The sequence below is a fragment of the Yoonia maritima genome, assembly GCF_043641945.1.
Classification (GTDB): Bacteria; Pseudomonadota; Alphaproteobacteria; order Rhodobacterales; family Rhodobacteraceae; genus Yoonia; species Yoonia maritima_B.
Map to the genome: position 1 here is coordinate 194,677 of NZ_JBHZRX010000004.1, position 26,361 is coordinate 221,037.

The following is a 26,361-nucleotide window of genomic DNA, read 5'->3' on the forward strand; positions in this document are numbered from 1 at the left end:
TCTTAAAGTGCCCGCAACCGCGCGGGGCGGATTGGCGGTTGGCCGGTCAAATCGATGACGCAGCTTTCATAAACTTCGAGCGGGTCACGCCCGCGCAGCAGATCAGCTGATAGGCCGATCTCAATACCTGTTGATAGGCCTGTTTCGCTGTTCACGCCGACAGTTACCCCGCCAGTGGGGGCTTGTGCGGCTTGTGCCCGCTTTTCGCAAATCTGGGCAGCTTCTTCTGGGGTGGGTGGCGTCGTTGCACACCCAGCCAAAGCACACATCATTGCAAAAGCGGAAACACGCATCACAGGCTCACTCCTAGCATATTGCTCGCCGTGCAGCGTACAGTTTCAGGGCGCTGTGCAATACCGACCACAAGGTCGGTCGTTGCTTGCGTCGTCCCAACAACCGCCGCCTCGGCGATCGTTAGGATTTCAGCGCCCGTTGCATTGTCGATGATGCAATCTGTCACCGGCGTCGCATCGACCCCCGGGAACTTAGACGCAACAACATTATTCACAACGCCTTTCGCCGCCGTGCGCGCCAAAGCATCACCCTGCATTCCGATATCTTGCATGCACCCGGATAGGGACATGGTCATCGCACCGATTAGAGCAACAGCACGCATCAGAACGTCCGCTCTTTTGGTGCGATCTTCGCTTCTGAAATCCCGCCTTCGGCCTCGGTTGTCAGCGGCGCAGTGATGACGGGGCGGTGGCTTAGGGTCACCTTGTTGCCGTCAACGTGGCTGATTGTGTGCACCCGCCAGTTTTCGTCGTCACGTGTCGCGTAGTCTTCGTGCGCGTGTGCGCCGCGGCTTTCTTTGCGCGCTTCAGCACCTACAATCGTCGCCAATGCGTTTGGCATCAGGTTGGTCAGCTCAAGCGTTTCCATCAGGTCAGAGTTCCAGACAAGGCTGCGGTCGGTGACCTTCAGGTCATCCATTTTGCCCGCGATCGCCGTCATCTTCTCAACGCCTTCGGCCAGAGTCTTATCTGTACGGAACACAGCCGCGTCAGCCTGCATCGCCTTTTGCATCTCTAGACGCAAATCAGCAGTAGCAACATTGCCGTTTGCGTTACGCAGACCATCGAAACGGTCGAAACACGCGTCAACAGAAGGTTGGTTCAGCGTTGGGTTTGCCGCGTCGCGATCAACCACCTGGCCAGCGCGGATCGCGGCGGCACGGCCAAAGACCACAAGGTCAATCAGCGAGTTAGAACCAAGACGGTTCGCACCGTGGACAGAGGCACAGCCAGCTTCACCAACGGCCATAAGGCCAGGAACAACAGCGTTCGGGTCTTTGGCAGTAGGGTTCAGAACCTCACCGTAATAGTTCGTTGGAATACCGCCCATGTTATAGTGAACCGTTGGCAGAACCGGGATTGGCTCTTTGGTCACGTCAACACCTGCGAAAATCTTGGCCGATTCAGAAATGCCGGGCAGACGTTCGGCCAGTGCTTCGGCTGGCAGGTGGTTCAGGTTCAAGTGGATGTGGTCACCACTTGGGCCGACACCGCGACCTTCGCGAATTTCCATTGTCATACAACGGCTGACGTAGTCACGCGGTGCAAGGTCTTTGTAGTTGGGCGCATAGCGTTCCATGAAACGCTCACCCTCAGAGTTGGTCAGATAGCCACCCTCACCACGGGCGCCTTCTGTGATCAGGCAACCTGATCCGTAGATACCGGTTGGGTGGAACTGAACAAATTCCATATCCTGCAGCGCAAGACCCTGACGGGCAACCATGCCGCCGCCGTCACCTGTACAGGTGTGGGCAGAAGTCGCGCTGAAATAGGCACGGCCGTAACCACCAGTCGCCAATACAACCATCTTAGCGTTAAAGACGTGCATCGTGCCGTCGTCCAGCTTCCAGCAGACAACACCCTGACAAACGCCATCTTCGGACATGATCAGATCAAGCGCAAAGTATTCGATGTAGAATTCAGCCTGCTGTTTCAGCGACTGACCATAAAGCGTGTGCAAGATCGCGTGACCAGTCCGGTCAGCTGCAGCGCAGGTACGCTGTACGGGCGGGCCTTCACCAAATTCAGTTGTGTGGCCACCAAACGGACGCTGGTAAATCTTACCCTCTTCGGTCCGGCTGAATGGCACACCATAATGCTCTAGCTCGTAGACGGCCTTTGGGGCTTCACGCGCAAGGTATTCCATTGCATCGGTATCACCCAGCCAGTCAGAGCCTTTCACAGTGTCATACATGTGCCACTGCCAGCTATCTGGACCCATGTTACCAAGGGACGCCGCGATACCACCTTGGGCAGCAACAGTGTGTGAACGTGTTGGGAAAACCTTTGAAATACAAGCGGTGCGCAGGCCCTGCTCTGCCAGACCCAAAGTTGCGCGTAGGCCAGCGCCACCAGCGCCAACAACAATCGCATCATAGTTATGGGTTTCGTATTCGTATGCAGCCATGATTGAGTTGCTCCGCAGAATTAAAGGGCGATGCGCACGATTGCGAAGATCGCAAAGGCGGCAGCAGTATAAGAAAGACAAGTCATGCCAATGATCAGCGCTTTGCGTGTCATGCCACCGGTATAGTCTTCGATGGTAGCGCGGACGCCGTTGGCAAAGTGGTTAAAGCCAACCAGCATAGTCAGGATCGCAATCGTCGCAGGAACTGGACGCTGATAATAGGCAATAACCTCTTCATAAGGCGATCCAAGGATCGCGCCGAATGTAAAGATGAACAGCACCACAAGCGGCACAAGCGCCACAGAAGTCACCATCATGTGCCAGTGATGTTCAGTTCCTGTTTTGGCGGAACCAAGGCCAGCAGCCCGTTTACGGTCAGTCATAAATGCCATGATCTGCCTCCCTTAAAGAACGATAACGACAAAGATTGTCAGCAAGACGGACCCAACCAACGCGGCTTGCGCGTATAGTTCGGACTGGTCGACCTCAAGCATGCGGCCAGAGTCCCAGATCAGGTGACGGATACCGAAAAGCATGTGATACCACATCGCCCAAGTCGACAGGAACAAGACCAGATCACCAAACCAGCTGGTCAGGAAACCGTTAGCCACCGCAAAAGCGTCTGGCCCGGCCGAAGCGGCAACAAACCACCATACGATCATCAATGCAGAAACGAGCAGTGAAAGCCCAGTGATACGTGTGAAGATCGACGTCATCGACGTCCACTGTGGTCGGTAGTATTGCCCGATCATGAACGGAGACAGAGGACGGTTGTCCTGTTTATTGTCGGCCATGAATGTTCCCTTCTTTGGCTTGGCTGCCATTTCGGTCGCGCCTTTGGTCCTTTTTTGCACCAGTTCCAAACAAGAGTCACGCAGAGGAAGATGGATTAACGGTGAAATAATACGCCAATCAGCGAAATTCTGCACTTTTGTGATCACACAATTTTTCCACGTGATCACAAAACATTAGATGATCGATTTAGTCAGAATTAATCTCAATTATCATACTCGGTGACTAGCCTCGCGCAGGTCGGCGATTAGTTCATTGAACTTCAAGCTGTGCCGCGAGGCTCTCACCCACGGCATCGAACGCTTTCTCGAACGACATATCTTCACGATCGAACAGATTGTTCAGAATTTTACGTTTGGTTAGGCAGGCAGCGTCGAGGAAAGCGATCCGATAGTGGGTAGGAGGATGCGTGGTATCAACTGAATGATCCACTTTCCCATTACCCATCGCAATTTCAACGCGTTCATCAGCATTCAATTGAACCACGGGCTCTACAATCATTTTGATAACATCGCGCCCCCGAGCAGAACCAACGCCATGCCGCGTGCTCCATTGTTCATCAATATACTCAGATAGGCTGATTGTGGACAGTAATTGCCTTACAGCATTGCCCCCTGCAACTTCTGCCGCCAGAGCATCAGCCAGATATTCAGCGCGCTGCATCTGGACGTATAGCAACGTCCGAATTGTCTCATTCAGAAGTGCAACCAACCAACGCAACGGCAAGAGAAGCAGTGCTGCGAAAGCATGCGCTGCATCACCAAAATCGGGCTCAAGAAGCATTTCCCATTTATCAAGCATCTGTAAAGCAAACCCAATCACTCGCGTTCGCGAAGGATCACCATTCACGAAATGCGCGGTCTCATGCGCAACAAGTGCAAGCCGTTGTTCCGGTGAACTAGCGTCCCACAACACGGCACCAATCCCAAGCACAACCTCTTTGCGATGCATCGCTGCGAAAGCATTAAAGCTTCCATCTACAGCCACGACCGTAACCTTCGGAGCGCCCAACGCTTCACTGACCCGGTCCAAATCCTTGAACAGGCGTGGCGCGTCATTGCGCCGAAGCGCACGTTCAGGTACCCGAAAGCGCGCGGGAAACAGAAATACCCCGACGGCAATTAGGAGACCTCCCCAAAAGATGCCTCCTAAAAAAGGCAAAGCTGCGACGGCGATGATGCCACCTGCCACGATTAGGGCGACAGGGGATAGCATCACAAACAACGATAGTAATAGCGCCGTGCGACGCGCGGCTTCGACCCGCCGCAATTTGCCAGCTTGCAAGTCTTCTAACGCCCCACGGAAAACTTTCTCGCCTGCTTCGCGATGAAGTTTAGCCATCCAGCCTGCATTGCTCATACAGGCATCAGCGCCCAGTAATCCAAGTCCAGAAGAACCTCTGGCGCGTATTTCCCGTCTTCGCCGCGCAGCGTTCCGGCCTCGCCCTTGGTCGCCACCAGCCGCAAGCGGATTGCACCGACACCCGGTGCCGATGTTTCGGCAATATCCAAAACCTCTGACCACGCACGTACGGTGTCACCGGCAAAGCAAGGGTTCGCATGCGCCCCACCGTTCAATGCGACGATCATCTGCGCGTTTGCCAAACCGTTGAACGACAGTGCCCGCGCAAGGCTGATCACATGGCCACCGTAAATCAGGCGCTTGCCATCTGGTCGATTGGTCGCGTCGAAATGAACCTTCGCGGTGTTCTGCCACAAGCGCGTGGCGAGCATATGCTCGGCCTCTTCAATCGTGACGCCGTCAACGTGGTCGATCACCTCGCCCACAGAATAATCCGACAGGCGATGCGGTTCGCCCGCAAGTGCGAAGTCGTAGTTCGTGAAATCCAAACCCTTAGGAATAACAAGGTCCTGCGCTGATACGGCCTTTGCCAGATCAGGGATCACCGTTTCAGGTGCTGGGCCTTCGCCCCGTTTGCGCACCATGACCCAACGAACGTAAGACATGAGCTCTTCGCCGTGTTGGTTCCGACCTGTTGTCCGAACCCAGACAACACCGCTTTTACCGTTTGAATTCTGCTTAACCCCAATCACCTCTGACGTCGCGGTGATCGTATCGCCGGGCCAGAGTGACGTGATCCATCGACCCTCTGCGTAGCCCAAATTCGCGACGGCGTTGAGCGATACATCGGGCACGGTTTTCCCAAACACCGTATGAAATGTCACAAGATCATCAAGCGGGCTAAACGGCAGCCCACAGCTTTGCGCGAATTGATCTGATGAATGTAACGCATGACGCGCGGGATAAAGCGCGTGATACAGCGCCCTTTCACCCATCTTAATCGTGCGCGGCACCGCATGGGTGATCACATCACCAACGGCATAATCCTCGAAAAAGCGGCCTGCGTTTGTCTTGGTCATTGCTGGCCCAACTTCATGTCAGGTGTATAAGGCGTGTCGACATCTTTGGTGACGGCCTGACCGCAACGCATCACGCCATTTGCCTGATCAAACGCATAAGTTGGGCTGCCGTATAGCTCCCAACCTTTTGATAGGGCCTCGGACACTTTGTGACAAAATGCAGCGGTGTCGTCTTCAGTCAGTAGTCGATAGATTTTCATGTCTTCATCCAAACGGGTTATAGCCGAGCGCAATATGAACGCCCGCCACAACGGCAAAGACGACCACGGTTGCGATCAAAGCAGTGATTTCTTTTTTCATGGGTACCGCATGAGCGGGCGTCCAGTCAGGTTCCGCGCGGTTGATCAGTTGAATTTCGGAGCTGGCCCAGACCAGCAGCCCACCGAACAAAATGAACGACGGCGTGTCACCGTTCACCAGCAAATGAGCAACAGCCCACAGCATTACGGCAGTTAACTGCGGGTGGCGAATATACTGTGTAATCCGTGCTTTCGATCCGGCTGCGGCGAATAAATAGAAGGCCAGCAGCATCAACAGGTTATTAATCCCCGTCATTGCAGGCGTTCGCCCCCAATAGAATGTCCCTTCAGCGCCACGATATCCGATGATCATCAAGATCAGACCGATGAAAGACCCTGCGGTCACGATCATCTTACCCTTGTCGCCCAGCGCTTCGCGGCTTGCGGGGGCAAGTCGTTTCCAAAAATGAACTCCAGCCCAAAGAACCAGTCCAAGAATGATAAATGTCATGAAGTCTCCAATGCGGCGATGGCGTCAGCTTTCGCTAGCGTCGCCCGCGCGGTGACAATATGCAAGTTCTCAACGATGCGACCGTCCACAACAGCGACGCCCTGCCCTTCGGCCTCGGCGGCGTCGAATGCTTCGATCTGACGGCGAGCAAGGTCAATTTCATCGTCACTTGGGCCAAAGGTCGCATTGGTAACGGCAACCTGCGCCGGGTGAATCAGGGTCTTACCATCAAAGCCCATATCGCGCCCCTCGGTACATTCGGCACGCAATCCGTCTTCGTCTTTGAATGCATTATAGACGCCATCAAGCGCGACAATCCCCGCGGCCTTGGCCGCAAGCAGACATAGCTGAAGCGAGGTCACCATTGCCGCCCTGCCCCGCGCGTTCAGATCTTTGGCCAGATCATTCGTTCCCAACACGAACCCCGCCATACGTGGGTGTGCTGCGATACTTGCTGCATTCAAAATGCCTTGCGGGGTTTCCATCATTGCCCAAATTGGCAAATCGGGAATAAGTGCCGCCAGTGCGTCGACGTCAGCCGTGCTATTTACCTTTGGCAACAGAACCGCGTCGCAATCCATTGCAGCAACAGCCGCCGCATCATCCGCACCCCACTCAGTATCAAGCCCATTAATGCGTACAACCTTAAACCGTGGGCCATAGCCGCCTTGCTCTAGCGCGCTCGCGAGCGTCGCGCGGGCTTCTACCTTGGCATCGGGCGAAACGGCATCCTCAAGATCGAACAGAATCGCATCCACAGGCAGGCCACGCGCTTTGTCCAACGCGCGATCCTTTGAGCCAGGAATATAAAGTGCTGAGCGGAATGGGCGGTCGTGCATAGCGTGTCCTCGCAATATTGTTGCGCGTAAATGTCCAGATTTTGAATGATAGTTCAAGCGAAAACATGCCGCACTGCGGCAATCAGTACATCGTTACGGTGCGTTAACCAATTAATCATAGGTCGCCAGCAAGTATTTCCAGAGTGAATTCAGACTTAATCAGGTACACCAGCATGAAACGCTTACTATTGCATATGCCCATGTTCGTCGGGGCAGCGTTGCTAACCGCGGATAGCGCACGCGCCGAACAGGCATGTACAAAGCGTGATACAATCATCGAACGCCTTGCGACCCATTTCGGGGAATACCCGCGGGCGGCAAATCGCGACGATGACAATACCATTGTCGAACTCTTCGTTGCGCCAACTACTGGCAGTTGGACAATCACAACAACACGACCCGGAGGTTTGACCTGTTTGGCATCAGCCGGTCAAGCATTTGATTATAAGTACGAAAATTTCATCACGTTGGCGTCCCACCTTTGAAGGTCGAATAATTATTTTGGTTTAGATGCAACCGAAAGACACCTGACTTGGTTCCCTATCACAAGGCGACAGCAACACGTTGCGACCGCCATCACAGACCGTGAAAGGAAACGAAATGAAACGTATGATGACAACAACTGCCCTGACACTTTTGTTTGGTACAGCTGCATTTGCAGAGAGCAATCTGAACACAAGTGCAGACACCGCGCTGACTGCGCAGGCTAACGATTCCGCTGTTTCAACTGAACTTGAAATGAACGCACAGGCCGATGCCGACACGACCCTGCTTGACGATGCAGGCAATGCAATGGCCGAAGCTGGCGAAAACATCGAAGCCGGCGCAGAAGCAACGGGTAACGCCATCGCTGATGCTGGCGAAACATTGGAAGCTGAAGCTGACGCATTTATTGCGGAAACCAACGAAACGGTCACCAGCCCGATGATCGAAAACGGTGAACTGGTTTCAGCACAGGCTGACATCATGGTTGCCGCTGATCTAGAAGGCGCAGTGGTCTACGACGAAACCGATGCTGAAATCGGTGAAGTCAGCGAAATCATCCTATCCGCTGACGGCAAAGCTGAAAAAGCCGTGATCGACGTAGGTGGCTTTATCGGAATTGGCGAAAAATCGGTAGCCGTACCGTTCAAAGACCTTGCTCTGATGAAAACTGAAGTCGACGGCGACATCGTTGTTTATGTCTCAGCGACTAAAGAAGAACTGGAAGCAATGCCAGAATTCGAAGCTAAATAAGACTTAGCACCTTAGCCCCCAGCGTCAGTTGGGGGCTAAACCAATGCGACCCAAATCAATCGCACCCCAGTCAGCACCAAAAGAACATACGTTAGCCCGAAAAAGGCTCGCTCTGGCACGAAATCATGCGCCCGCACGCCGATCCACGCACCAACCAGTGCAAATGGGGCCAGTGCCAAACTACCAAGCAACGTATTCCAAGTGAATATCCCCAAGAATGCGTAAGGCACGACCTTCATCCAGTTTACAGCCCAAAACGTAATTACCGTCGTGGCCTGATACGCCGTCTTACTTAACCCCTGCGAAAGCATAAACACGGCCGTCGGCGGCCCACCCGCGTGACTGACAAAGCTCGTGAAACCGCCAACCATTCCAGCCAACCATGCCAGCGGCCTTGAAAACGGCACCTGCCCGATACGCAGCCATCCCATTGCGCGGCTAAGCTGGAACGCGACAAACGCCAAACAGATCACACCAATCAGCAATCTGAAAAAATCCGCATCAACAGCTAAATAGACCCAAGCCGCAAATGCCACGCCCGGGATCGCGCCCTGCATCATCCCTTTTGCAGATGGCCAGTGCCACTTTCCCCAGTACGGCTTTAGGGTCGCTACATCGATCAGCATGAACAACGGCAGGATCACCGCCAAGGCAGCGCCCGGCGGCACGACAAGCGCCAGAATCGCCCCCGCCACAAAGGCAGCCCCAGACCCGAATCCACCCTTCGAAATACCCCCAAACAGGATCGCAGGGATGCCAATCATGAAAAATTGCCAATCAAATTCAATCACCTGCTTGCTCCTGAAATACCTTGAATTCATCCTTCGTTAGCGCCTTACAGGATAAGGAACCACCACATAATAAGGGATGCCGCGATGCAGCACTCTTGCGTGTGCGCCTCCAAAGGCTTACCCAATGGCGCAAATCGAACCCACCAAAGGATCCATTTCCATGGCTAGACCCAAGATTGCCCTTATCGGCGCCGGACAAATCGGCGGCACGCTTGCGCACCTCGCAGCGATCAAAGAACTCGGCGATGTGACTTTGCTCGACCTCAACGATGGCGCTGCAAAAGGCAAGGCGCTTGATCTCGCCGAAGCTGGCCCTTCCGAAGGTTTCGACGCTGAAATGGCCGGCACAGCAGATTACGCTGACATCGCTGGCGCGGACGTTTGCATCGTTACAGCTGGTGTTGCACGCAAACCCGGCATGAGCCGTGATGACCTTCTGGGCATCAACCTAAAAGTTATGAAAGCCGTTGGCGAAGGCATCGCAGCACACGCGCCAAATGCATTTGTTATCTGCATCACCAACCCGCTTGATGCGATGGTTTGGGCACTGCGCGAATTCTCTGGCCTGCCACACAACAAAGTTTGCGGCATGGCTGGTGTCCTCGACTCAGCGCGTTTCCGTCACTTCCTTGCTGACGAATTCAAAGTATCGATGCGCGACGTCACAGCGTTCGTACTTGGCGGTCACGGCGACACAATGGTCCCACTGACACGCTATTCCACTGTCGCTGGTATCCCATTGCCTGACATGGTCGAAATGGGCTGGACTACACAGGAAAAACTGGACGCAATCGTTCAGCGTACACGTGACGGCGGTGCCGAAATCGTTGGTCTGCTGAAAACTGGCTCTGCGTTCTACGCACCTGCGACATCCGCGATTGAAATGGCCGAAGCCTACCTCAAAGACCAAAAACGCGTTCTGCCATGCGCAGCCCACGTTGACGGCGCTTACGGTCTGGACGGTTTCTACGTTGGCGTTCCAACAGTCATCGGTGCCGGCGGCGTTGAGCGTGTCGTCGAAATCAAGATGAACAAAGACGAACAAGCCATGTTCGACAAATCTGTCGACGCGGTGAAAGGTCTGGTTGCTGCTTGTAAAGACATCGACGGCTCACTCGCGTAAGCGACTGAAACACATCCAATGCAAAAGGGTGCCCATCGGGGCACCCTTTTTGTTTAATGCATCAAGTTTTTCCCGCACTGACGGAGGCCCTCTTAACACCAGCGAACAACAGTGCGGCGCCAGCTACCTTGTTGCCAGAGGCGACAACCCAACTTTTGATCCCGCCGCGCGTTAGTCGGTCTCCCATTAATGCGTAACCACTGTAAATTGACACATCGATCACGACGGTCGCCATGCCCATTAACGCAATCTGCTGAACTACGGGTTACGACTGATCCAGAAATTGAGGTAGAATAGCTGCAAAATATAGTAATGCTTTGGGATTGGCGAACTCGACGATAAATCCATGGGTGAACAATGCCCGTCGCGAATTTCGTTCCTCCCCGACGCGCACCTGCATTCCGCCAGATGACGAAAATAGCGCCATGCCCGTTAAATATATCAGATAGGCGAAACCAATCCATTTAATGTTCGCGAACGTCGTCTATTTCGCTACCTCAGCCACCGAGGTCACAGCTACACCGGGCGACAACACCACAACAATCTTTGCGATTTAGAATGCTAGATACGGTTCAATTACCGACCCGTGTATTCCATTTGAATAACACAGGATCCAATGGACCGGTACAAAAGCCGAACAAAGTTCAACTAAAACACCAACCACGAATTCCAGATGGATTACCATTGATCGCTGTGGTGCTCATGTTATCACGACGAATCTTTTGACGACCACGAATTTTGTTTCTCGGCCACCGCCTGTATTTGTGATCACACCAGAAAATGGTGTGATCACAAATGTTCGATTATCCGCCGATCTGACATTTTTCAGTTACAAAACGTCCATTCCTTGTGCTTTACGTGGTGCAACCGAAGCCAAATTGGACATGTCCCTATGAACATCCACGAATATCAGGCCAAAGCTCTACTGCGCAGCTATGGCGCTCCTGTTTCCGACGGTCGCCCTGTGACGCGCGCCGAAGACGCTAAAACCGCCGCTGGCGAACTTGATGGCCCACTGTGGGTTGTTAAGGCCCAGATCCACGCTGGTGGCCGCGGCAAAGGTAAATTCAAAGAAGCGGACGCTGGCGAAGCTGGCGGTGTACGTCTTGCTAAATCCGTTGAAGAAGCTGCCGAAGAAGCAAAGAAGATGCTCGGCCGCACATTGGTCACGCACCAGACTGGCCCAGTCGGCAAAGTCGTAAACCGTATCTACATCGAAGACGGTTCTGGCATTGAAACCGAACTTTACCTCGCTCTGCTGGTTGATCGTCAGACAAGCCGCATCGGCTTTGTTGTTTCCACCGAAGGCGGCATGGACATCGAAGAAGTGGCCGAGAACACTCCTGAGAAAATCCTGAACTTCACTGTTGATCCTGCAACAGGTTACCAGCCCTTCCACGGTCGCCGCGTTGCATTCGCGCTGGGTCTGGAAGGTCAGCAGATTAAGCAGTGCGTCCAACTGATGGGCCAGCTTTATACAGCATTCGTCGAAAAAGACATGGAAATGCTGGAAATCAACCCGCTGATCGTCACTGACCAAGGCAGCCTCAAGGTGCTGGACGCCAAGGTTTCATTCGACGGCAACGCGATCTATCGCCATGCTGACGTTGCCGCTCTGCGCGACGAAACAGAAGAAGACCCCAAAGAACTGGCAGCGTCCAAGTTCGACCTGAACTACATCGCGCTTGACGGTGAAATCGGCTGCATGGTGAACGGTGCGGGTTTGGCGATGGCCACAATGGACATCATCAAACTCTACGGTGCTGAACCTGCCAACTTCCTTGACGTAGGCGGCGGCGCGACCAAGGAAAAAGTAACCGAAGCGTTTAAGATCATCACATCTGATCCAAACGTTAAAGGCATCCTTGTGAACATCTTTGGCGGCATCATGCGCTGTGACGTCATCGCCGAAGGCGTGATCGCTGCAGTCAAAGAAGTCGGCCTGCAAGTTCCGCTGGTTGTTCGCCTCGAGGGTACAAACGTCGAAAAAGGCAAAGAGATCATCAACAACTCCGGCCTCGCCGTAATTGCTGCTGACGACCTCAAAGACGGCGCCCAAAAAATCGTGAAAGCGGTTAAAGGGTGATCTTTACTGCCCTCAAATATGCTGGGGCTGCCCTGATTGGCGTGATAGTTCTCGCTAGCTGCGAGGCAACCGTTTCGGAAGGCGCTGCCAATCAGGCGTCTACCAGCGGGGCCCCCACGGAAAGCAAGGCGGCGGGCATTCCGCTTGCTAATGCGCTCGATAACTCGGGAAATCGTAAAGCAATCGAAGCATTAAATTATTGCCTCGATAGCTTTCCGAATCTCAACGTTGCGCGTCTTAACTGGCAACGCTCGGGTTTTCGTTCCGAAGGTCAATATGGGGGCAGCGATTATTACTCAGCTTTCAACCGCAGCATCATCACCGCGGTCAAGACAGGGAAACATGATCCAGAGTGCGTTGTTGGACGTAGCGGGCTACGTGATGAGGAGGCAGTTCTTGTCGCTTCAAGCGTATTAGGTGCAAAATATGGCGACACCTTTGAGATTTTCGACACTTCTGATGATCGCGAAGTTCTCGCTGCATTCTACGCGAAAACGGACAACGGCACGCCCATCGCAGTCGCCGTGCTCCCACAGTTCTTTATCCCCGGCTTTTACCGTGGCTCTTTGATCATTGTCATCGAGCACACTGAAACAGCAGAATAGAAAGAAACCATCGATATGGCCATTCTCGTAAACGAAAACACCAAAGTCATCTGTCAGGGTCTTACAGGCTCTCAGGGGACATTCCACTCTGAACAAGCCATTGCTTATGGCACTAAAATGGTTGGCGGCGTGACACCCGGCAAGGGCGGCATGACGCACCTTGACCTGCCTGTGTTCAACTCTGTCCACGAAGCAAAGCACGTGACAGAAGCAAACGCATCGGTGATCTACGTGCCTCCGCCCTTCGCTGCGGATTCCATCCTCGAAGCGATCGACGCTGAAATGGAACTGATCATCTGTATCACCGAAGGCATCCCTGTGCTGGACATGATGAAGGTCAAGCGCGCGCTTGAAGGTTCCACATCTCGTCTGATCGGGCCGAACTGCCCAGGCGTTATCACACCTGACGCATGCAAAATCGGCATCATGCCGGGCCACATCCACAAGCGTGGTTCTGTAGGTGTTGTATCCCGTTCCGGCACACTGACATACGAAGCCGTGAAGCAGACATCTGACTCTGGCCTTGGTCAGTCCACAGCTGTTGGTATCGGTGGCGACCCCATCAAAGGCACAGAGCACATCGACGTGCTGGACATGTTCCTGGACGATGACGAAACACATTCGATCATCATGATCGGTGAAATCGGTGGTTCTGCAGAAGAAGAAGCAGCCGAATTCCTTGCTGAGCAAAAGAAAAAGGGCCGCTGGAAGCCAGTCGCTGGTTTCATCGCAGGCCGCACAGCGCCTCCGGGCCGCCGCATGGGCCACGCTGGAGCGATTGTTGCCGGTGGTAAAGGCGACGCGGAAAGCAAGATCGAAGCAATGAAATCTGCCGGTATCGTCGTCGCAGACAGCCCAGCCACTCTTGGCGAAGCTGTGCTGAAAGCAATCGGCTAATTGAAACTGCACGGTGCATTTTGTTTGCGCCGTGCCATCCATTGCGCGTGGGCGCTCTAAGGAAGACAAAATGAAGTCGCTGCAATTCATCCGTGCAGGAGTTCTTTCCACGTTTGACTTCGAGAGTCAGGCGTCTAGACGAGAATTTTGGACATTTGTTCCTTTACCTCTAACTCTGTCTGTTGTGGTTTTTATGGCTCTAATTCCGTTCACCCACTCAAAGAATGCTATCCTTACCGCATTTTTCATTGCCGCTATGATTCTAGCTCCGGCGATGGGAATGGCTGCCCGTCGGTCAAACGAAGCAGGCTTGGGCCACACTGGCGCTACATACGGACCATTAACCTCGCTCGTCGGACTCTGCTTCTACAGTATGCATATATCTGGATTGGCACCTGACCCAACAGCCACTGAACACTTCCCAGCGATAGCTGTATTTCTATTCATCCTAGGCCTTGCGATACTGACTAGGATTGGCCTGAAGCCCCCCTTAAATCAGCCACCCAATGAGGCTCTCTCATGAACGACCAATCTCCTAACGATATCTTCCACGCTTCCTCGTTCTTGCAGGGGCACAATGCGGAATATGTTGAACAGCTTTATGCTCGCTATGCTGACAACCCGAACGCGGTTGACGAAAGCTGGCGCGAGTTCTTCAAGGCGCTGGGTGATGCCCCGATGGACGCCAAGGCAGAGGCCGCTGGCCCGTCTTGGGGCCGTATGGATTGGCCCCCGGTTCCTAACGATGATCTGACGTCTGCGCTTGACGGTCAGTGGCCTGCTGAACCCGCCGCCGCTGGTAAAAAGATCGAAGCAAAAGCCGCCGAAAAAGGCGTGAGCCTGTCTGAGGACCAAGTACGCGCGGCCGTCTTGGACTCTGTTCGTGCGCTGATGATCATCCGCGCCTACCGTATTCGTGGACACCTTATTGCTGATCTTGATCCGCTGGGCATGCGCGAAAACGTTCCGCACCCAGAGCTAGATCCAAAATCCTACGGCTTTACCGCAGCAGACATGGATCGCCCGATCTTTATCGATAACGTGCTGGGCCTCGAAGTTGCGACGATGAACGAAATCATTGCGATTGTTCAGCGTACCTACTGCGGCACATTTGCATTGCAGTACATGCACATCTCTGACCCCGAAGAAGCGGGCTGGCTGAAAGAGCGCATCGAAGGCTACGGCAAAGAGATCGCATTCACTAAGGAAGGTCGTAAAGCGATCCTGAATTCCTTGGTCGAAGCTGAAGGCTTTGAGAAATTCCTGCACGTCAAATACATGGGCACCAAGCGTTTCGGCCTTGATGGCGGCGAAAGCCTGATCCCTGCGATGGAACAAATCATCAAGCGCGGCGGTCAGCTGGGCCTTGAGGAAATCATCATCGGTATGCCGCACCGTGGTCGTTTGTCGGTTCTGGCGAACGTAATGGAAAAACCATACCGCGCGATCTTTAACGAATTCCAAGGTGGGTCGTTCAAGCCCGAGGATGTCGATGGCTCTGGCGATGTGAAATATCACCTTGGCGCGTCATCCGACCGCAGCTTTGACGATAACAATGTTCACCTGTCACTGACAGCGAACCCATCACACCTAGAGGCCGTGAACCCTGTTGTTCTGGGCAAGGTTCGTGCCAAGCAAGACCAAAAGCACGACACAGACCGCACAAAGGTCATGGGTGTTCTGCTGCACGGTGATGCGGCATTCGCTGGCCAAGGCGTCGTTGCTGAAGGTTTCGGCCTGTCTGGTCTGCGCGGTCACCGTACCGGCGGCACGATGCATATCGTCGTGAACAACCAAATCGGCTTTACCACTGCGCCACACTTCAGCCGCTCTAGCCCGTACCCAACGGATATTGCCCTGATGGTTGAGGCACCGATTTTCCATGTCAACGGTGACGATCCAGAGGCCGTGGTACACGCTGCCCGCGTCGCAACCGAGTTCCGTCAGAAGTTCCACAAAGACGTGGTTCTGGATATCATCTGCTACCGCCGCTTTGGTCACAACGAAGGCGACGAGCCTATGTTCACCAACCCGGTGATGTACAAGAAGATCAAAAAGCAAAAGACGACGCTAACGCTCTATACAGAGCGGCTGGTCAAAGATGGTCTAATCCCCGAAGGCGAAATCGAGGATATGAAGGCCAGCTTCCAAGCGCATCTGAATGCTGAATTCGAAGCAGGTAAAACCTTTAAGCCGAACAAAGCGGACTGGTTGGACGGCAAGTGGTCACACTTGGATGCCCAAAAAGAAGATTACCAGCGCGGCGCGACAGCGATTAAGAAAAAGACGTTCCAAGAAATTGGTCGTGGCCTGACAACCGTGCCAGACAGTTTCCCACTGCACAAAACGGTTGGTCGTATCTTGGCTGCAAAGTCCAAGATGTTCGAAACCGGCGAAGGCATTGACTGGGCAACTGGAGAGGCGCTCGCGTTTGGCTCATTGGTCACTGAAGGCTACCCCGTCCGCCTGTCCGGTCAGGACAGTACACGTGGTACATTCAGCCAACGTCACTCTGGCCTGATTAACCAAAACAACGAAGATCGCTATTACCCGCTGAACCACATCCGTGAGGGTCAGGCGAACTACGAAGTCATCGACAGCATGCTGTCCGAATACGCGGTGCTTGGGTTTGAATATGGCTACTCATTGGCTGAACCTAACGCGCTGACGCTATGGGAAGCCCAGTTCGGCGATTTCGCCAACGGTGCGCAGATCATGTTCGATCAGTTCATCTCATCCGGCGAAAGCAAATGGCTCCGCATGTCCGGCCTCGTTTGTCTGTTGCCGCACGGGTATGAAGGCCAAGGGCCAGAGCACTCCAGCGCACGTCTGGAACGTTTCCTGACAATGTGTGGCGGAGACAACTGGATCGTTGCGAACTGTACAACGCCCGCGAACTACTTCCACATTCTGCGTCGTCAGCTGCACCGCAGCTACCGTAAGCCACTAATCATGATGACGCCAAAGTCACTGCTGCGTCACAAGCTGGCGGTGTCTAAGGCCGAAGAATTCACCACTGGTTCAAGCTTCCACCGCGTGTTGTGGGATGACGCCCAGCACGGCAATTCAGACACCACATTGGTCGCCGACGATAAGATCAAGCGCGTCGTGATGTGTTCCGGTAAGGTCTACTATGACCTGCTGGAAGAACGCGATGCACGCGGGATCAACGACGTCTACATCATGCGTTTCGAACAGTTCTACCCGTTCCCGGCCCAATCCGCTGTGAACGAACTTGAGCGCTTTAAGAACGCTGAAATGGTCTGGTGTCAGGAAGAACCCAAGAACCAAGGTGCTTGGTCTTTCATGGAACCAAACATTGAATGGGTCCTCACCCGGATCAAAGCAAAACACACACGGCCCGTTTACGCTGGGCGTGCGGCTTCGGCCTCTCCGGCGACGGGTCTGGCCAGCAAACACAAAGCAGAACAAACAGCGCTCGTGAACGATGCGCTGACCATCGAAGGAACAAAGTAATGAGCACCGAAGTCCGCGTACCAACACTTGGCGAATCCGTCACCGAAGCCACGGTTGCCACATGGTTCAAACAACCCGGCGATGCCGTCGCAGTTGATGAAATGCTTTGCGAGCTGGAAACAGACAAAGTGACCGTCGAAGTACCTTCGCCCGTCGCTGGCACCCTGTCAGAAATCGTTGCCGCCGAAGGCGACACCGTTGGCGTTGACGCGCTGCTGGCACAAATCAGCGAAGGCGGTGCAGCCGCAGCACCCGCTGCACCCAAGGCCGAAGCACCTGCTGAAGCCCCAGCACCCGCTGCTGCCGCACCAGCAGCCAAAGACGTCGAAGACGCGCCATCTGCGAAGAAACTGATGGCTGAAAACAACCTGTCAAACGTTGCAGGCACAGGCAAAGACGGCCGCGTCATGAAAGAGGACGTGCTGAACGCACTGTCCGGCGCATCCGCCGCCCCTGCCCCAGCAGCTGCGCCACGTGCACCTGTTGCTGCATCTCAGGCTGACCGCGAAGAGCGCGTGAAAATGACACGCCTGCGTCAGACAATCGCCAAGCGCCTCAAAGACAGCCAAAACACCGCTGCCATGCTGACCACCTATAACGAGGTCGACATGACCGAGGTGATGGCGCTGCGTAACGAATACAAAGACCTGTTCTTGAAAAAGCACGGCGTGAAACTGGGCTTCATGTCCTTCTTCACCAAGGCATGTATCCACGCGCTGAACGAAGTCCCAGAAGTGAACGCGGAAATCGACGGCACTGACATCGTTTACAAAAACTACGTGAACATGGGTATCGCTGCGGGTACGCCAACCGGTCTGGTTGTTCCTGTGATCAACGACGCTGATCAGCTGTCATTCGCTGGGATCGAAAAAGCCATCGCTGAAAAAGGCGCAAAGGCACGTGACGGCAAACTGTCCATGGCAGAAATGCAGGGCGGCACATTCACCATCTCTAACGGTGGTGTCTACGGGTCACTGATGTCCTCGCCCATCCTGAACCCCCCGCAGTCCGGTATCCTCGGCATGCACAAAATTCAGGACCGCCCAATGGCGATCAACGGCCAAGTCGTCATCCGCCCGATGATGTACCTCGCGCTGTCCTACGACCACCGGATCGTAGACGGCAAAGGCGCCGTGACATTCCTCGTGCGCGTCAAAGAAGCACTGGAAGACCCACGTCGTCTGTTGATGGACCTGTAATAAAACATAGGGCAACGCCCGGACCTCGGGGTGGGTGCAAAGCGCCCTCCCCATGGGGGAGGTCCGGGCGCTGCCCGGCGATGCCGGGCAAAACCACTCCACAATCACAGGGCTTTATTGAAACCGTAGAATAATATGCCACGCTTTCTGAAACCACTCGCCCTATTGGCTTTGATTGCGCTCGGCCATTTCGCCTATCCCCCGGCGGCAGCATCATGATCCATGGCATCCTCAACGGTTTGGGTTGGCTTGGCCCGCTGCAAACCTACTGGAATTGGACAAACGGCTGCATCGCCGTCAATAATGAACAAATGCGCGAAATCTGGTCGTTGGTCCCGAACGGCACCCCGATCACAATTCAGGAATGACGCCATGACACCCGAGCTTACTGTTCTTGCCCTTGCTGGCGTGCTCCAAGGTATTCAGTTTTGTCTAATGGCGATCCCTGCAAACCTGGAACTTGGCACAGGCAAAACCGCGTCGCCGCGTGATCCCCAGCGTCTTAGCAAACCGTTAATGGACCAAGCCAGCGTCGGAACGGGCCGTCTGTTCCGTGCGATGAACAACCATTTCGAAGCACTGATCATGTTCACGATCGCGGTCGTCGTGATCACGCTAGGTGATAAGGGAACTGGGTTCAGCGCGGCGTGCGCGTGGGCCTATCTTGGTGCCCGCGTTCTTTACATCCCTGCCTACTATTTTGGCTGGGCGCCTTGGCGTTCGCTGATCTGGTTTGTGGGGTTTCTCTCGACCATGCTCATGATAATCTCGACGTTGTTCTAGACGCCGACTAATAACCGACCTTAGTCCGACGCAAGTCCGACACTTAAAAACTCTGAAGGAGACCCCATGTCCAGCTATGATGTCATCGTGATCGGTGCAGGCCCCGGCGGCTATGTTAGCGCCATTCGTTGCGCCCAACTTGGGATGAAAGTTGCCGTCGTCGAAGGCCGTGAAACGCTTGGCGGTACGTGCCTGAACGTTGGCTGTATCCCGTCCAAGGCATTGCTGCACGCCACACATATGCTGCACGAAGCAGAGCATAACTTTGCGGAAATGGGCCTCAAGGGCAAAGCCCCATCTGTTGATTGGAAACAGATGATTTCCTACAAAGAAAAGACCGTTGGCCAGAACACTGGCGGCATCGAATTCTTGTTTAAAAAGAACAAGATCGACTGGCTCAAAGGTTGGGGGTCTATCCCTGCAGCTGGCAAAGTCAAAGTCGGCGACGATGTCTATGACGCCAAGAACATCATCATCGCATCTGGTTCCGAGGCATCTGTATTGCCCGGCATCGAAGTCGACGAAAAGACTGTCGTGACATCAACCGGTGCGCTGACCTTGCCAAAGGTTCCAAAGTCACTGGTTGTTATCGGTGCTGGTGTTATCGGGCTAGAGCTGGGTTCAGTTTACGCCCGCCTTGGCGCCGAAGTCACTGTGATCGAATACCTCGATGCCATCACCCCCGGCATGGACGCTGAAATTGCACGCCAGTTCCAGAAAATGCTTACCAAACAGGGCCTTAAATTCACCCTCGGTGCCGCAGTTCAGGGCGTTGAAGTCAAGAACAACAAAGCCACCGTCAGTTATGTCGTTCGCAAAGACGAAAGCGAACATACGATCACAGCTGACACAGTGCTGGTTGCGACAGGCCGCAAGCCTTACACCACAGGCCTTTGCCTTGATGCATTGGGTGTTGCCCTAACTGAGCGTGGACAGATCAAGACCGACACAAGCTACGCGACGAACGTGCCGGGTATCTATGCCATCGGTGACACCATCGAAGGCCCAATGCTCGCCCACAAAGCCGAAGACGAAGGTATGGCCGTTGCAGAAGTCATCGCCGGTCAAAAGCCGCACGTGAACTACGGCGTCATCCCCGGCGTGATCTACACGCACCCCGAGGTCAGCAATGTTGGCGAAACCGAAGAAACCCTAAAGGCCGCTGGTCGCGCCTATAAGGTCGGCAAATTCCCATTCTTGGGCAACGCGCGCGCTAAGGCAAACTTTGCCGGTGATGGTTTCGTTAAGCTGCTGGTTGACGCGCAAACGGACCGTATTTTGGGTGCACATATCATCGGCCCAATGGCTGGTGATCTGATCCACGAAATCTGTGTCGCAATGGAATTTGGTGCCGCTGCCGAAGATATCGCGCGCACTTGCCATGCGCACCCAACCTACTCCGAAGCTGTCCGCGAGGCTGCTTTGGCTTGTGGTGACGGTGCAATTCACGTCTAAAATTTTGTTGCGCCGGTTCTGCCGGCGCAACTACTTTTGGTTGCAGATTGGCCCATCAGCAACAACAATGCACAGATTACTTGTTGACCGTGCCGCTTAACCGCGTGCAATCAACCACATACCTGCCATATTTTTGCACCCAATTAGTGTTTTAACGCGTAAAAGTTTCTGAGAGCCCATATGAAAAATCTCGTTGTTACCCTTTGTTTACTTATTTCGTTTGGCACTTCGGCACAGGCGGCCGACTTTGATATCGTCCGCACCCCCGGACTTGAATTCGTCGCAGAGACACGCATTCCCGGCCCCAATGACGAAATGATGTCACTTTGCTATGTGACCGATGACCTGATGGTCTTTGGGCTACGGATCACAAGCGACATCCAGAGCTACGCGCTAGCAAGCGACGGCTGTCGTGAAGGCTATGAGCAGCTTTATAGCGAAGACAAAGTTGTCGCCGCACAAGCCCTGAACCTTATCCCAGAAGATGTTAGTCCCGTCGCAAGAAACGACTGGCAGCGCAATCTGTCCGTATATGGGTTATTGATTGCCGCCGCGTTGGGGCTGATCGCGGTTATTATCCGCCGGATTAAATCACTGATGGGATATGATCTGCGTGGCCCCATGCGCAAAAAGGCCGCGCTACGAATTTTGTCCGCGATGTGCCATATGGCGAAATGCGATGGCATCGTAGATTCAGCAGAGCTTGCGCATATCCGCAAAACAGCGCTGCGACTGACCGGTAGAAACTACCCCACCTCAGACATCATTCACATGGTCGATACAATCGATATGTCCGAAGGTCTTGATGAGAACGACTTCATTGCCTTTGGTAAAGGGCTGCGTGACCGCGAGAAAGACCTGATGATGCAAGGGATCCTTGCTGTCGCAATCGCCAGCAACCGTATGCAGCCAAATGAGCACGCATTCGCGACAGAGCTGGCCTATGGGCTTGGCATGCCGGGCGAAGATTTCAGACGTGTCCTAGATCTCGCATTGGCAGCGCCCTCTAGCTAAGCTTTAAGCATCCGCAAACCTTGTGTCGCATCAGTACGAACGGCAAGCCGTAAGCCCGGCTCATCGCCCGCCTTCAATGCGCTTAGGATAAGCTTGTGGTGATACGGCGGTTCGGTCCTATTCAGACGCCCGTACAGCGCCCGCATCGTTGGCCCAAGCTGCAACCAGACGGTTTCAGTCATTGCCAACATAGCGGGAGCCTGTGCCCGCAGATACAGCGTTCGATGGAATTCAAGGTTCATCCGGATGTACCCTGTCGCATCTTGGCGCGATATCATTTGACTAACGCCTTGGTTAATCGCCTCTAGCCGATCAATTAGCGCAAAGTGCGCGCGTGGCAGTGCTCGTGACGCCAGCTCGGGTTCTAGCAGAGCACGCAGCGTGGCCAGCTCCTCAATCCGGTCGTTTGACAAGGCTGGTGTTGATACCCGCCCAGACGAGGACAAAAACAGCGCCCCTTCGGCCACAAGACGGCGCACAGCCTCTCTCGCGGGCGTCATGGAGACCTCATAGTCTTTACCAATGCCACGTAGGGTCAATGCCGCACCTGGATCGATCTCGCCATGCATAATGCGGGTCCGAAGTGCGCGATACACGCGTTCGTGGGCGGCTGTCGAAGGATCAACGGGACGTGGCTGGATCATAATGCACCTATGTGATCACAAAGCTTGCAATGGTCAATCATCGAATGAAACGCGATGCAATTGATCACCATTCTCGCGCAACCAATTGCGATGGGTTTCGTAGTCCGGGCATAGCCGCCCGACAACGGCCCAAAATTCGGGCGCATGGTTCATCTCTTGCAAATGGGCCACCTCATGTGCGGCCACGTAACCAAGCACCTCTGGTGGGGCCATAATCAAGCGCCACGAGTACATCAGCACCCCTGCACTACTACACGACCCCCACCGCGACCGCGTGTCGCGAATCGATAGTCGACTATAGGTATGGCCCAGCTGCGCGGCATACCTGTCAGAGGCTTCAGCCAAAGCATCACGTGCCATAACTTTTAAACGGGCGGGAATCATCGAACCGATCGCTTTTGCACCTATAGGAACCTCAACCGCCGTTTCGCTAATGCGCAATCTGCGGACATCTGCGTGCAAAATGGGCAATTGCTGTCCACGTACCAGCAGTGTTCCACCGACAGAAACCTTCATTACTGGGGCAAGTTGCGCCAAATGCCCCCGCAACCACGGCTCTTGCACGCGTAAAAACGCGATTCCCTCGCGATCTGGGGTGCGATGCGGCATTGTTAGCGTCACACGACCGTCCAAACGGGACACCCGTAGCGATAATCGCTTTGCCCGTGCAGAACGGCGTAAACTCACCGCAATCGGGGGGTTGCCTTCAAGCGTATGACGGCCCATATCCAATTACTCATATTTTTCATGTGTCAAAGGCTTTGACACGCCTGCCTGCTTATGGCAGTTGGCACCGATCACCCGCAAGGGTACGACAAGAATTTGAAGGGATAGCCTATGCCTAAGGAAGAATGGGGCACAAAGCGTGTTTGCCCTGAAACCGGCAAACGCTTTTACGACCTGAACGCGACACCAATCATTAGCCCATATACAGGCAATGAAGTAACTGTCGACACGTCCAAGACCCGGACCATGGTTGCAGACGCCGAAGACGCGCAATCCAAGAAGGCCGCAGACGTCTCTGATGATGACGATCTGGTATTGGATGACGACGATACAGATGATGTTGATCTGGGCGATGACGTGCTGGAAGACGACGATGACGACGATACAGTGTCGCTCGATGAGCTTGCCGACGTTGCGACAAACGACGACGACTAAATTTACGATCCCGGGCGCGATTTGCTCTTGATCTCGCCCGGTTCGCTGCATAGACAGCACCTCGCAACGAAGGTTGCATTTGGGGCCTTAGCTCAGTTGGGAGAGCGCTTGCATGGCATGCAAGAGGTCAGGGGTTCGACTCCCCTAGGCTCCACCAAACACCAAAATTGCAAGAAAGTTCAGTAACTTGCTGATTTTGCGGGAGTTTTTTGAGGGTTGTTACACTAAGGTGTTACAGTGAGGCACCTTGAAAAGATGACCGGACACACTCGTCTGTACCGCCGTGGAGCAACCTATTACCACCGCGCCGTCGTTCCAAAAGACATCATCGATACTTATAGAAAGCGTGAAGAGACGTTTTCACTGCGAACAAAAGACCGCTCAGAGGCGCTTCAGAGGGTCAGGATCGAAGCCGTACGCGTGGACCAGCTATTTGCGAGGCACCGCCTAGAAAGCGCCCCCAACACCCCTGACGCCCACAGCTTAGAGTTAGACGAACTCACGTCAGAGCAAATTTCGACAGCAAAGCAAGCCTACCTACATTACCTCCTCGACGAGGAGGAAGAGGTCCGCCTTGACGGGTTCTCTGATCCCGAAGACACCTCTGAACCACTTTTTGATACGCCTCGCCCCACCTTTGAGGAACGCCAAGAAAGCCTCGAGTGGCTGGATGAGATCACACGCTCCAACTTGGCTCGAGGCAAGCGTGATGAAATCTTCCTCGCAGAGGCCCAAGAGGTGTTAACTTGGGATGGCATAGAGCTTTCACTAAAAGATACATCAGTAAGTTGGCCGCGCCTTATAAGGGCGCTGCAGGAGGCGTCGGTTGAAGCTGCCACAGCCAGACGGAAGCGTGACATTGGTGATAGCATACCAACTCCCTCATATCCTGATGCAGCCCCGATATCAGGCAAGCAGCTAACCCTATCAGTAGCCGTTAGTGAATGGACCGCCGAAAAGAGCCGAGACGCTTGGTCTGTCAAAGTGCGTAATGACCATATGACATGGATGGCTGCATTCACTCACATAGCAGGTGATCGCCCCTTAGGTGATTACTCCAAGGACGACGCGAGGGCCTTCAAGTCGCTATTGTTGAAGTTGCCACCCAATTGGCGCAAGAAACGCGAAATCAGAGACTTATCCATCTTGGACGCTGCCAACCAAGCCGAAGCCTTAGGCATGGACCCGATGAGCACTACTACGGTGAACAAGGCGCTTCAGCGGGTCGCATCGTTCTGGGGTTGGGCTGAAGCCCACTACGACGAGGTTAGGCCCTCTCTGTTTAAAGGGCTTTCCATTCGACAAACCGTTTCGGCAAGGGATCAACGTCATCCATTTAGCCCAGCGCAGTTGTCCAAGCTGTTTTCCAGTCCACTCTTCACTGGGTGTCGTTCTGAATCCGGTCCAGCAGTGTGTCAATCTGATCCTCAATGGTCTTGATCTGGGCGTGAAGCGTATCCTTCGCACACTGGGCCTCAGACAAGCGCGTTTCCCACGCATCTTTGAACATGCCCCCCCGCCCCAGCGCAAAGAGCTGCTTTGCGGGCTCCAGACTACGCAATAGCGCCTCTGTGCCATCTTCTATGTCGGAGCGCCGAATGGATTTGCGCTTAGAGGCGCAAGTGGGCGTATCGCAATGCCAAGCTTTCAGGCCTTCCGCAGCCCTGAATCCTATTGTGCGACCTTGGCGCATGAGATGACCCATAATGCCGAGGTTGGGATTATGCCGCGCCGGTCCTCGCAAGCCGTTGCGCAGTTGGAAGTTCAGAGCCGCATGTCGGCATAATACAAGAACAACAAACAGCGGTCGTTCGCACAGAGCGCAGTGAATTCGAACTAAGAGCCCAAACTGCTTGATGCAGCGTTTTTCACGAAAGTCTGCTTTCGCAAAGTATCTCGGCAAAAGAACAACAATGATCTATACGGAAAAAATGGAAGAAGTAGATATTTCAGTAGACCTCATATTTGACGCGCAGGGCCCGAAATTTGGCGACCTGTTCACAATCTGTGGCTACGAAAACCCAAATTTTCCGCCCGAAGGCAATTTCGACTTCAAGTCATTCGACGCGCTTCAGTTTTCTCAGGTTGACGACTACTTCGGCGTGCGAACAACTTCAGGTGTCGGCGATGACGTCGCTGTATGGTTGTACCCTATGGTTAACGGAAAAGTAGTGGATCATCATCCTGGGCCATTTGATGGATTGAGGATCAGCTACAATGTTCTCCGCAATCCGATTGAACGAAGCCAGCACTTCGTATTTGTTATAGAACAATTGAGCCAAAAGTTGGCTGTCAAAGTGAAATGCAAAACGGCAACAAACGACATGCGTCGCCTCCGCCAAAACATACAGGTAATCGCTGATTTTTGGGCAAACCAAGGAATAGAAGTCGGCTCAGACGCCGCATTAGAGATGGACTTCTAGCGGTCATTCGCGTTCGCCTATTGGACGGCAGCTTTGTCCCGCAGTGTATCAGTTCAGGCGTGTTGCAGCGAACGGCGGGCACTCCTGAACCGGTCATCGGTGACCAACGCAGCGAAGGACCCAGAAGAGCCCAAATTGACGAATGCTGCACAGTGAACGAATGGCTGCTTTGCCAGAGTTTGGTCGGACGTGAACTTCGGTGACGGCAGGTACTCACCCAGCGCTGAATCTGGCGACTGCCACACTGACGCCCGTGGATTTTGGCGACCGGAAAACTACTTCGG

General features: G+C 54.0%; 30 protein-coding genes and 1 tRNA gene. 17 read left to right on the top strand and 14 right to left on the bottom strand.

All coding sequences use genetic code 11. The features are described from left to right. Positions 1-2 precede the first annotated feature (2 nt). The 10 genes from ACHUEV_RS10585 to ACHUEV_RS10630 all read right to left on the bottom strand — a co-directional run bounded on the left by ACHUEV_RS10585 (position 3) and on the right by ACHUEV_RS10630 (position 7,183). On the bottom strand, positions 3-293 hold the full coding sequence (locus ACHUEV_RS10585) for a hypothetical protein (RefSeq protein WP_394179648.1): 291 nt from the start codon (positions 291-293) through the stop codon (positions 3-5). Further along, a complete protein-coding gene (locus ACHUEV_RS10590; RefSeq protein WP_394179650.1) occupies positions 293-616 on the bottom strand; it encodes a succinate dehydrogenase in 324 nt (107 codons plus the stop codon). Before ACHUEV_RS10590 ends, ACHUEV_RS10585 begins: the two co-directional genes overlap by 1 nt. Next, positions 616-2,421 (bottom strand): succinate dehydrogenase flavoprotein subunit, encoded by a 1,806-nt coding sequence (gene sdhA, locus ACHUEV_RS10595; RefSeq protein ID WP_394179652.1) that lies wholly within the window; start codon positions 2,419-2,421, stop codon positions 616-618. The genes ACHUEV_RS10590 and sdhA overlap by 1 nt, the downstream gene beginning before the upstream one ends. Positions 2,422-2,441: 20 nt before the next feature. Then, positions 2,442-2,813: a succinate dehydrogenase, hydrophobic membrane anchor protein gene (gene sdhD, locus ACHUEV_RS10600; RefSeq protein WP_106354518.1), complete on the bottom strand. Its 372-nt coding sequence runs from the start codon at positions 2,811-2,813 to the stop codon at positions 2,442-2,444. A gap of 12 nt (positions 2,814-2,825) precedes the next feature. Continuing rightward, a complete protein-coding gene (gene sdhC / locus ACHUEV_RS10605; protein ID WP_106355322.1) occupies positions 2,826-3,215 on the bottom strand; it encodes a succinate dehydrogenase, cytochrome b556 subunit in 390 nt (129 codons plus the stop codon). 250 nt (positions 3,216-3,465) lie between these two features. Beyond that, entirely contained in the window at positions 3,466-4,554 is a 1,089-nt protein-coding gene (locus ACHUEV_RS10610) for a M48 family metallopeptidase (protein WP_394179655.1), read from the bottom strand. Positions 4,555-4,568: 14 nt separating this feature from the next. Beyond that, positions 4,569-5,594, bottom strand: coding sequence for a MaoC family dehydratase (locus ACHUEV_RS10615; RefSeq protein ID WP_394179657.1), 1,026 nt, complete (start codon positions 5,592-5,594; stop codon positions 4,569-4,571). After that, complete coding sequence (locus ACHUEV_RS10620) at positions 5,591-5,794, bottom strand: DUF1737 domain-containing protein (protein WP_106354511.1); 204 nt, start codon at positions 5,792-5,794, stop codon at positions 5,591-5,593. The genes ACHUEV_RS10615 and ACHUEV_RS10620 overlap by 4 nt, the downstream gene beginning before the upstream one ends. Before the next feature lie 4 nt (positions 5,795-5,798). Further along, positions 5,799-6,344 (bottom strand): NnrU family protein, encoded by a 546-nt coding sequence (locus tag ACHUEV_RS10625; RefSeq protein WP_106354509.1) that lies wholly within the window; start codon positions 6,342-6,344, stop codon positions 5,799-5,801. Next, entirely contained in the window at positions 6,341-7,183 is an 843-nt protein-coding gene (locus ACHUEV_RS10630) for an HpcH/HpaI aldolase/citrate lyase family protein (protein ID WP_394179660.1), read from the bottom strand. The genes ACHUEV_RS10625 and ACHUEV_RS10630 overlap by 4 nt, the downstream gene beginning before the upstream one ends. 173 nt (positions 7,184-7,356) lie before the next feature. On the opposite strand from ACHUEV_RS10630, the gene ACHUEV_RS10635 reads away from it, so the two are divergent. Together ACHUEV_RS10635 and ACHUEV_RS10640 are read left to right on the top strand one after the other, a co-directional pair. Beyond that, on the top strand, positions 7,357-7,668 hold the full coding sequence (locus ACHUEV_RS10635; protein ID WP_394179662.1) for a hypothetical protein: 312 nt from the start codon (positions 7,357-7,359) through the stop codon (positions 7,666-7,668). A gap of 115 nt (positions 7,669-7,783) precedes the next feature. After that, positions 7,784-8,419 carry a PRC-barrel domain-containing protein gene (locus ACHUEV_RS10640; RefSeq protein ID WP_394179664.1) on the top strand — a complete coding sequence of 212 codons (636 nt, stop codon included), beginning with the start codon at positions 7,784-7,786 and terminating at the stop codon, positions 8,417-8,419. Positions 8,420-8,454: 35 nt separating this feature from the next. On the opposite strand, the gene ACHUEV_RS10645 is transcribed toward ACHUEV_RS10640, so the two are convergent. Further along, positions 8,455-9,210 (bottom strand): sulfite exporter TauE/SafE family protein, encoded by a 756-nt coding sequence (locus ACHUEV_RS10645; protein WP_394179666.1) that lies wholly within the window; start codon positions 9,208-9,210, stop codon positions 8,455-8,457. Between the two features lie 160 nt (positions 9,211-9,370). Here ACHUEV_RS10645 and mdh point away from each other — a divergent pair, with 160 nt between their 5' ends. Further along, on the top strand, positions 9,371-10,333 hold the full coding sequence (mdh, locus tag ACHUEV_RS10650) for a malate dehydrogenase (protein WP_394179668.1): 963 nt from the start codon (positions 9,371-9,373) through the stop codon (positions 10,331-10,333). A gap of 265 nt (positions 10,334-10,598) precedes the next feature. Here mdh and ACHUEV_RS10655 read toward each other — a convergent pair whose 3' ends face one another. After that, positions 10,599-10,802, bottom strand: coding sequence for a LysE family translocator (locus tag ACHUEV_RS10655; protein ID WP_394180179.1), 204 nt, complete (start codon positions 10,800-10,802; stop codon positions 10,599-10,601). Between the two features lie 423 nt (positions 10,803-11,225). On the opposite strand from ACHUEV_RS10655, the gene sucC reads away from it, so the two are divergent. From sucC to ACHUEV_RS10700, 9 genes are all read left to right on the top strand, one after another. Next, positions 11,226-12,419 (top strand): ADP-forming succinate--CoA ligase subunit beta, encoded by a 1,194-nt coding sequence (gene sucC / locus ACHUEV_RS10660; protein WP_394179670.1) that lies wholly within the window; start codon positions 11,226-11,228, stop codon positions 12,417-12,419. Then, the gene (locus tag ACHUEV_RS10665; RefSeq protein ID WP_394179672.1) at positions 12,416-13,024 is read left to right on the top strand and encodes a hypothetical protein; all 609 of its coding nucleotides are present in this window, start codon (positions 12,416-12,418) and stop codon (positions 13,022-13,024) included. Before sucC ends, ACHUEV_RS10665 begins: the two co-directional genes overlap by 4 nt. A gap of 15 nt (positions 13,025-13,039) precedes the next feature. Continuing rightward, positions 13,040-13,921, top strand: a complete 882-nt coding sequence (gene sucD, locus ACHUEV_RS10670) for a succinate--CoA ligase subunit alpha (protein ID WP_394179674.1) — start codon at positions 13,040-13,042, stop codon at positions 13,919-13,921. A 519-nt stretch (positions 13,922-14,440) separates the two neighbouring features. After that, positions 14,441-17,398 carry a 2-oxoglutarate dehydrogenase E1 component gene (locus ACHUEV_RS10675; RefSeq protein ID WP_394179676.1) on the top strand — a complete coding sequence of 986 codons (2,958 nt, stop codon included), beginning with the start codon at positions 14,441-14,443 and terminating at the stop codon, positions 17,396-17,398. Beyond that, positions 17,398-18,597, top strand: coding sequence for a 2-oxoglutarate dehydrogenase complex dihydrolipoyllysine-residue succinyltransferase (gene odhB, locus ACHUEV_RS10680; RefSeq protein WP_394179678.1), 1,200 nt, complete (start codon positions 17,398-17,400; stop codon positions 18,595-18,597). The genes ACHUEV_RS10675 and odhB overlap by 1 nt, the downstream gene beginning before the upstream one ends. Before the next feature lie 164 nt (positions 18,598-18,761). After that, positions 18,762-18,965 carry a L,D-transpeptidase family protein gene (locus tag ACHUEV_RS10685; RefSeq protein WP_394180181.1) on the top strand — a complete coding sequence of 68 codons (204 nt, stop codon included), beginning with the start codon at positions 18,762-18,764 and terminating at the stop codon, positions 18,963-18,965. Between the two features lie 4 nt (positions 18,966-18,969). Beyond that, positions 18,970-19,380: an MAPEG family protein gene (locus tag ACHUEV_RS10690; protein WP_394179680.1), complete on the top strand. Its 411-nt coding sequence runs from the start codon at positions 18,970-18,972 to the stop codon at positions 19,378-19,380. 66 nt (positions 19,381-19,446) lie between these two features. Continuing rightward, on the top strand, positions 19,447-20,835 hold the full coding sequence (gene lpdA, locus ACHUEV_RS10695; RefSeq protein WP_394179682.1) for a dihydrolipoyl dehydrogenase: 1,389 nt from the start codon (positions 19,447-19,449) through the stop codon (positions 20,833-20,835). A 180-nt stretch (positions 20,836-21,015) separates the two neighbouring features. Further along, the gene (locus ACHUEV_RS10700; RefSeq protein ID WP_394179684.1) at positions 21,016-21,849 is read left to right on the top strand and encodes a TerB family tellurite resistance protein; all 834 of its coding nucleotides are present in this window, start codon (positions 21,016-21,018) and stop codon (positions 21,847-21,849) included. On the opposite strand, the gene ACHUEV_RS10705 is transcribed toward ACHUEV_RS10700, so the two are convergent. After that, the gene (locus ACHUEV_RS10705) at positions 21,846-22,493 is read right to left on the bottom strand and encodes a GntR family transcriptional regulator (RefSeq protein ID WP_394179686.1); all 648 of its coding nucleotides are present in this window, start codon (positions 22,491-22,493) and stop codon (positions 21,846-21,848) included. The genes ACHUEV_RS10700 and ACHUEV_RS10705 overlap by 4 nt on opposite strands. A 33-nt stretch (positions 22,494-22,526) precedes the next feature. Next, positions 22,527-23,219, bottom strand: coding sequence for a M48 family metallopeptidase (locus ACHUEV_RS10710; RefSeq protein ID WP_394179688.1), 693 nt, complete (start codon positions 23,217-23,219; stop codon positions 22,527-22,529). 111 nt (positions 23,220-23,330) lie between these two features. On the opposite strand from ACHUEV_RS10710, the gene ACHUEV_RS10715 reads away from it, so the two are divergent. From ACHUEV_RS10715 to ACHUEV_RS10735, 5 genes are all read left to right on the top strand, one after another. Further along, positions 23,331-23,654 (top strand): TIGR02300 family protein, encoded by a 324-nt coding sequence (locus ACHUEV_RS10715; protein WP_394179690.1) that lies wholly within the window; start codon positions 23,331-23,333, stop codon positions 23,652-23,654. Between the two features lie 81 nt (positions 23,655-23,735). After that, positions 23,736-23,811: transfer RNA gene (locus tag ACHUEV_RS10720), tRNA-Ala, on the top strand. A 98-nt stretch (positions 23,812-23,909) separates the two neighbouring features. Further along, entirely contained in the window at positions 23,910-25,094 is a 1,185-nt protein-coding gene (locus ACHUEV_RS10725) for a DUF6538 domain-containing protein (protein ID WP_394179692.1), read from the top strand. A 190-nt stretch (positions 25,095-25,284) separates the two neighbouring features. Continuing rightward, positions 25,285-25,440 carry a hypothetical protein gene (locus tag ACHUEV_RS10730; RefSeq protein WP_394180183.1) on the top strand — a complete coding sequence of 52 codons (156 nt, stop codon included), beginning with the start codon at positions 25,285-25,287 and terminating at the stop codon, positions 25,438-25,440. A 127-nt stretch (positions 25,441-25,567) separates the two neighbouring features. Beyond that, the gene (locus ACHUEV_RS10735; RefSeq protein ID WP_394179694.1) at positions 25,568-26,077 is read left to right on the top strand and encodes a hypothetical protein; all 510 of its coding nucleotides are present in this window, start codon (positions 25,568-25,570) and stop codon (positions 26,075-26,077) included. Positions 26,078-26,361: the final 284 nt, after the last annotated feature.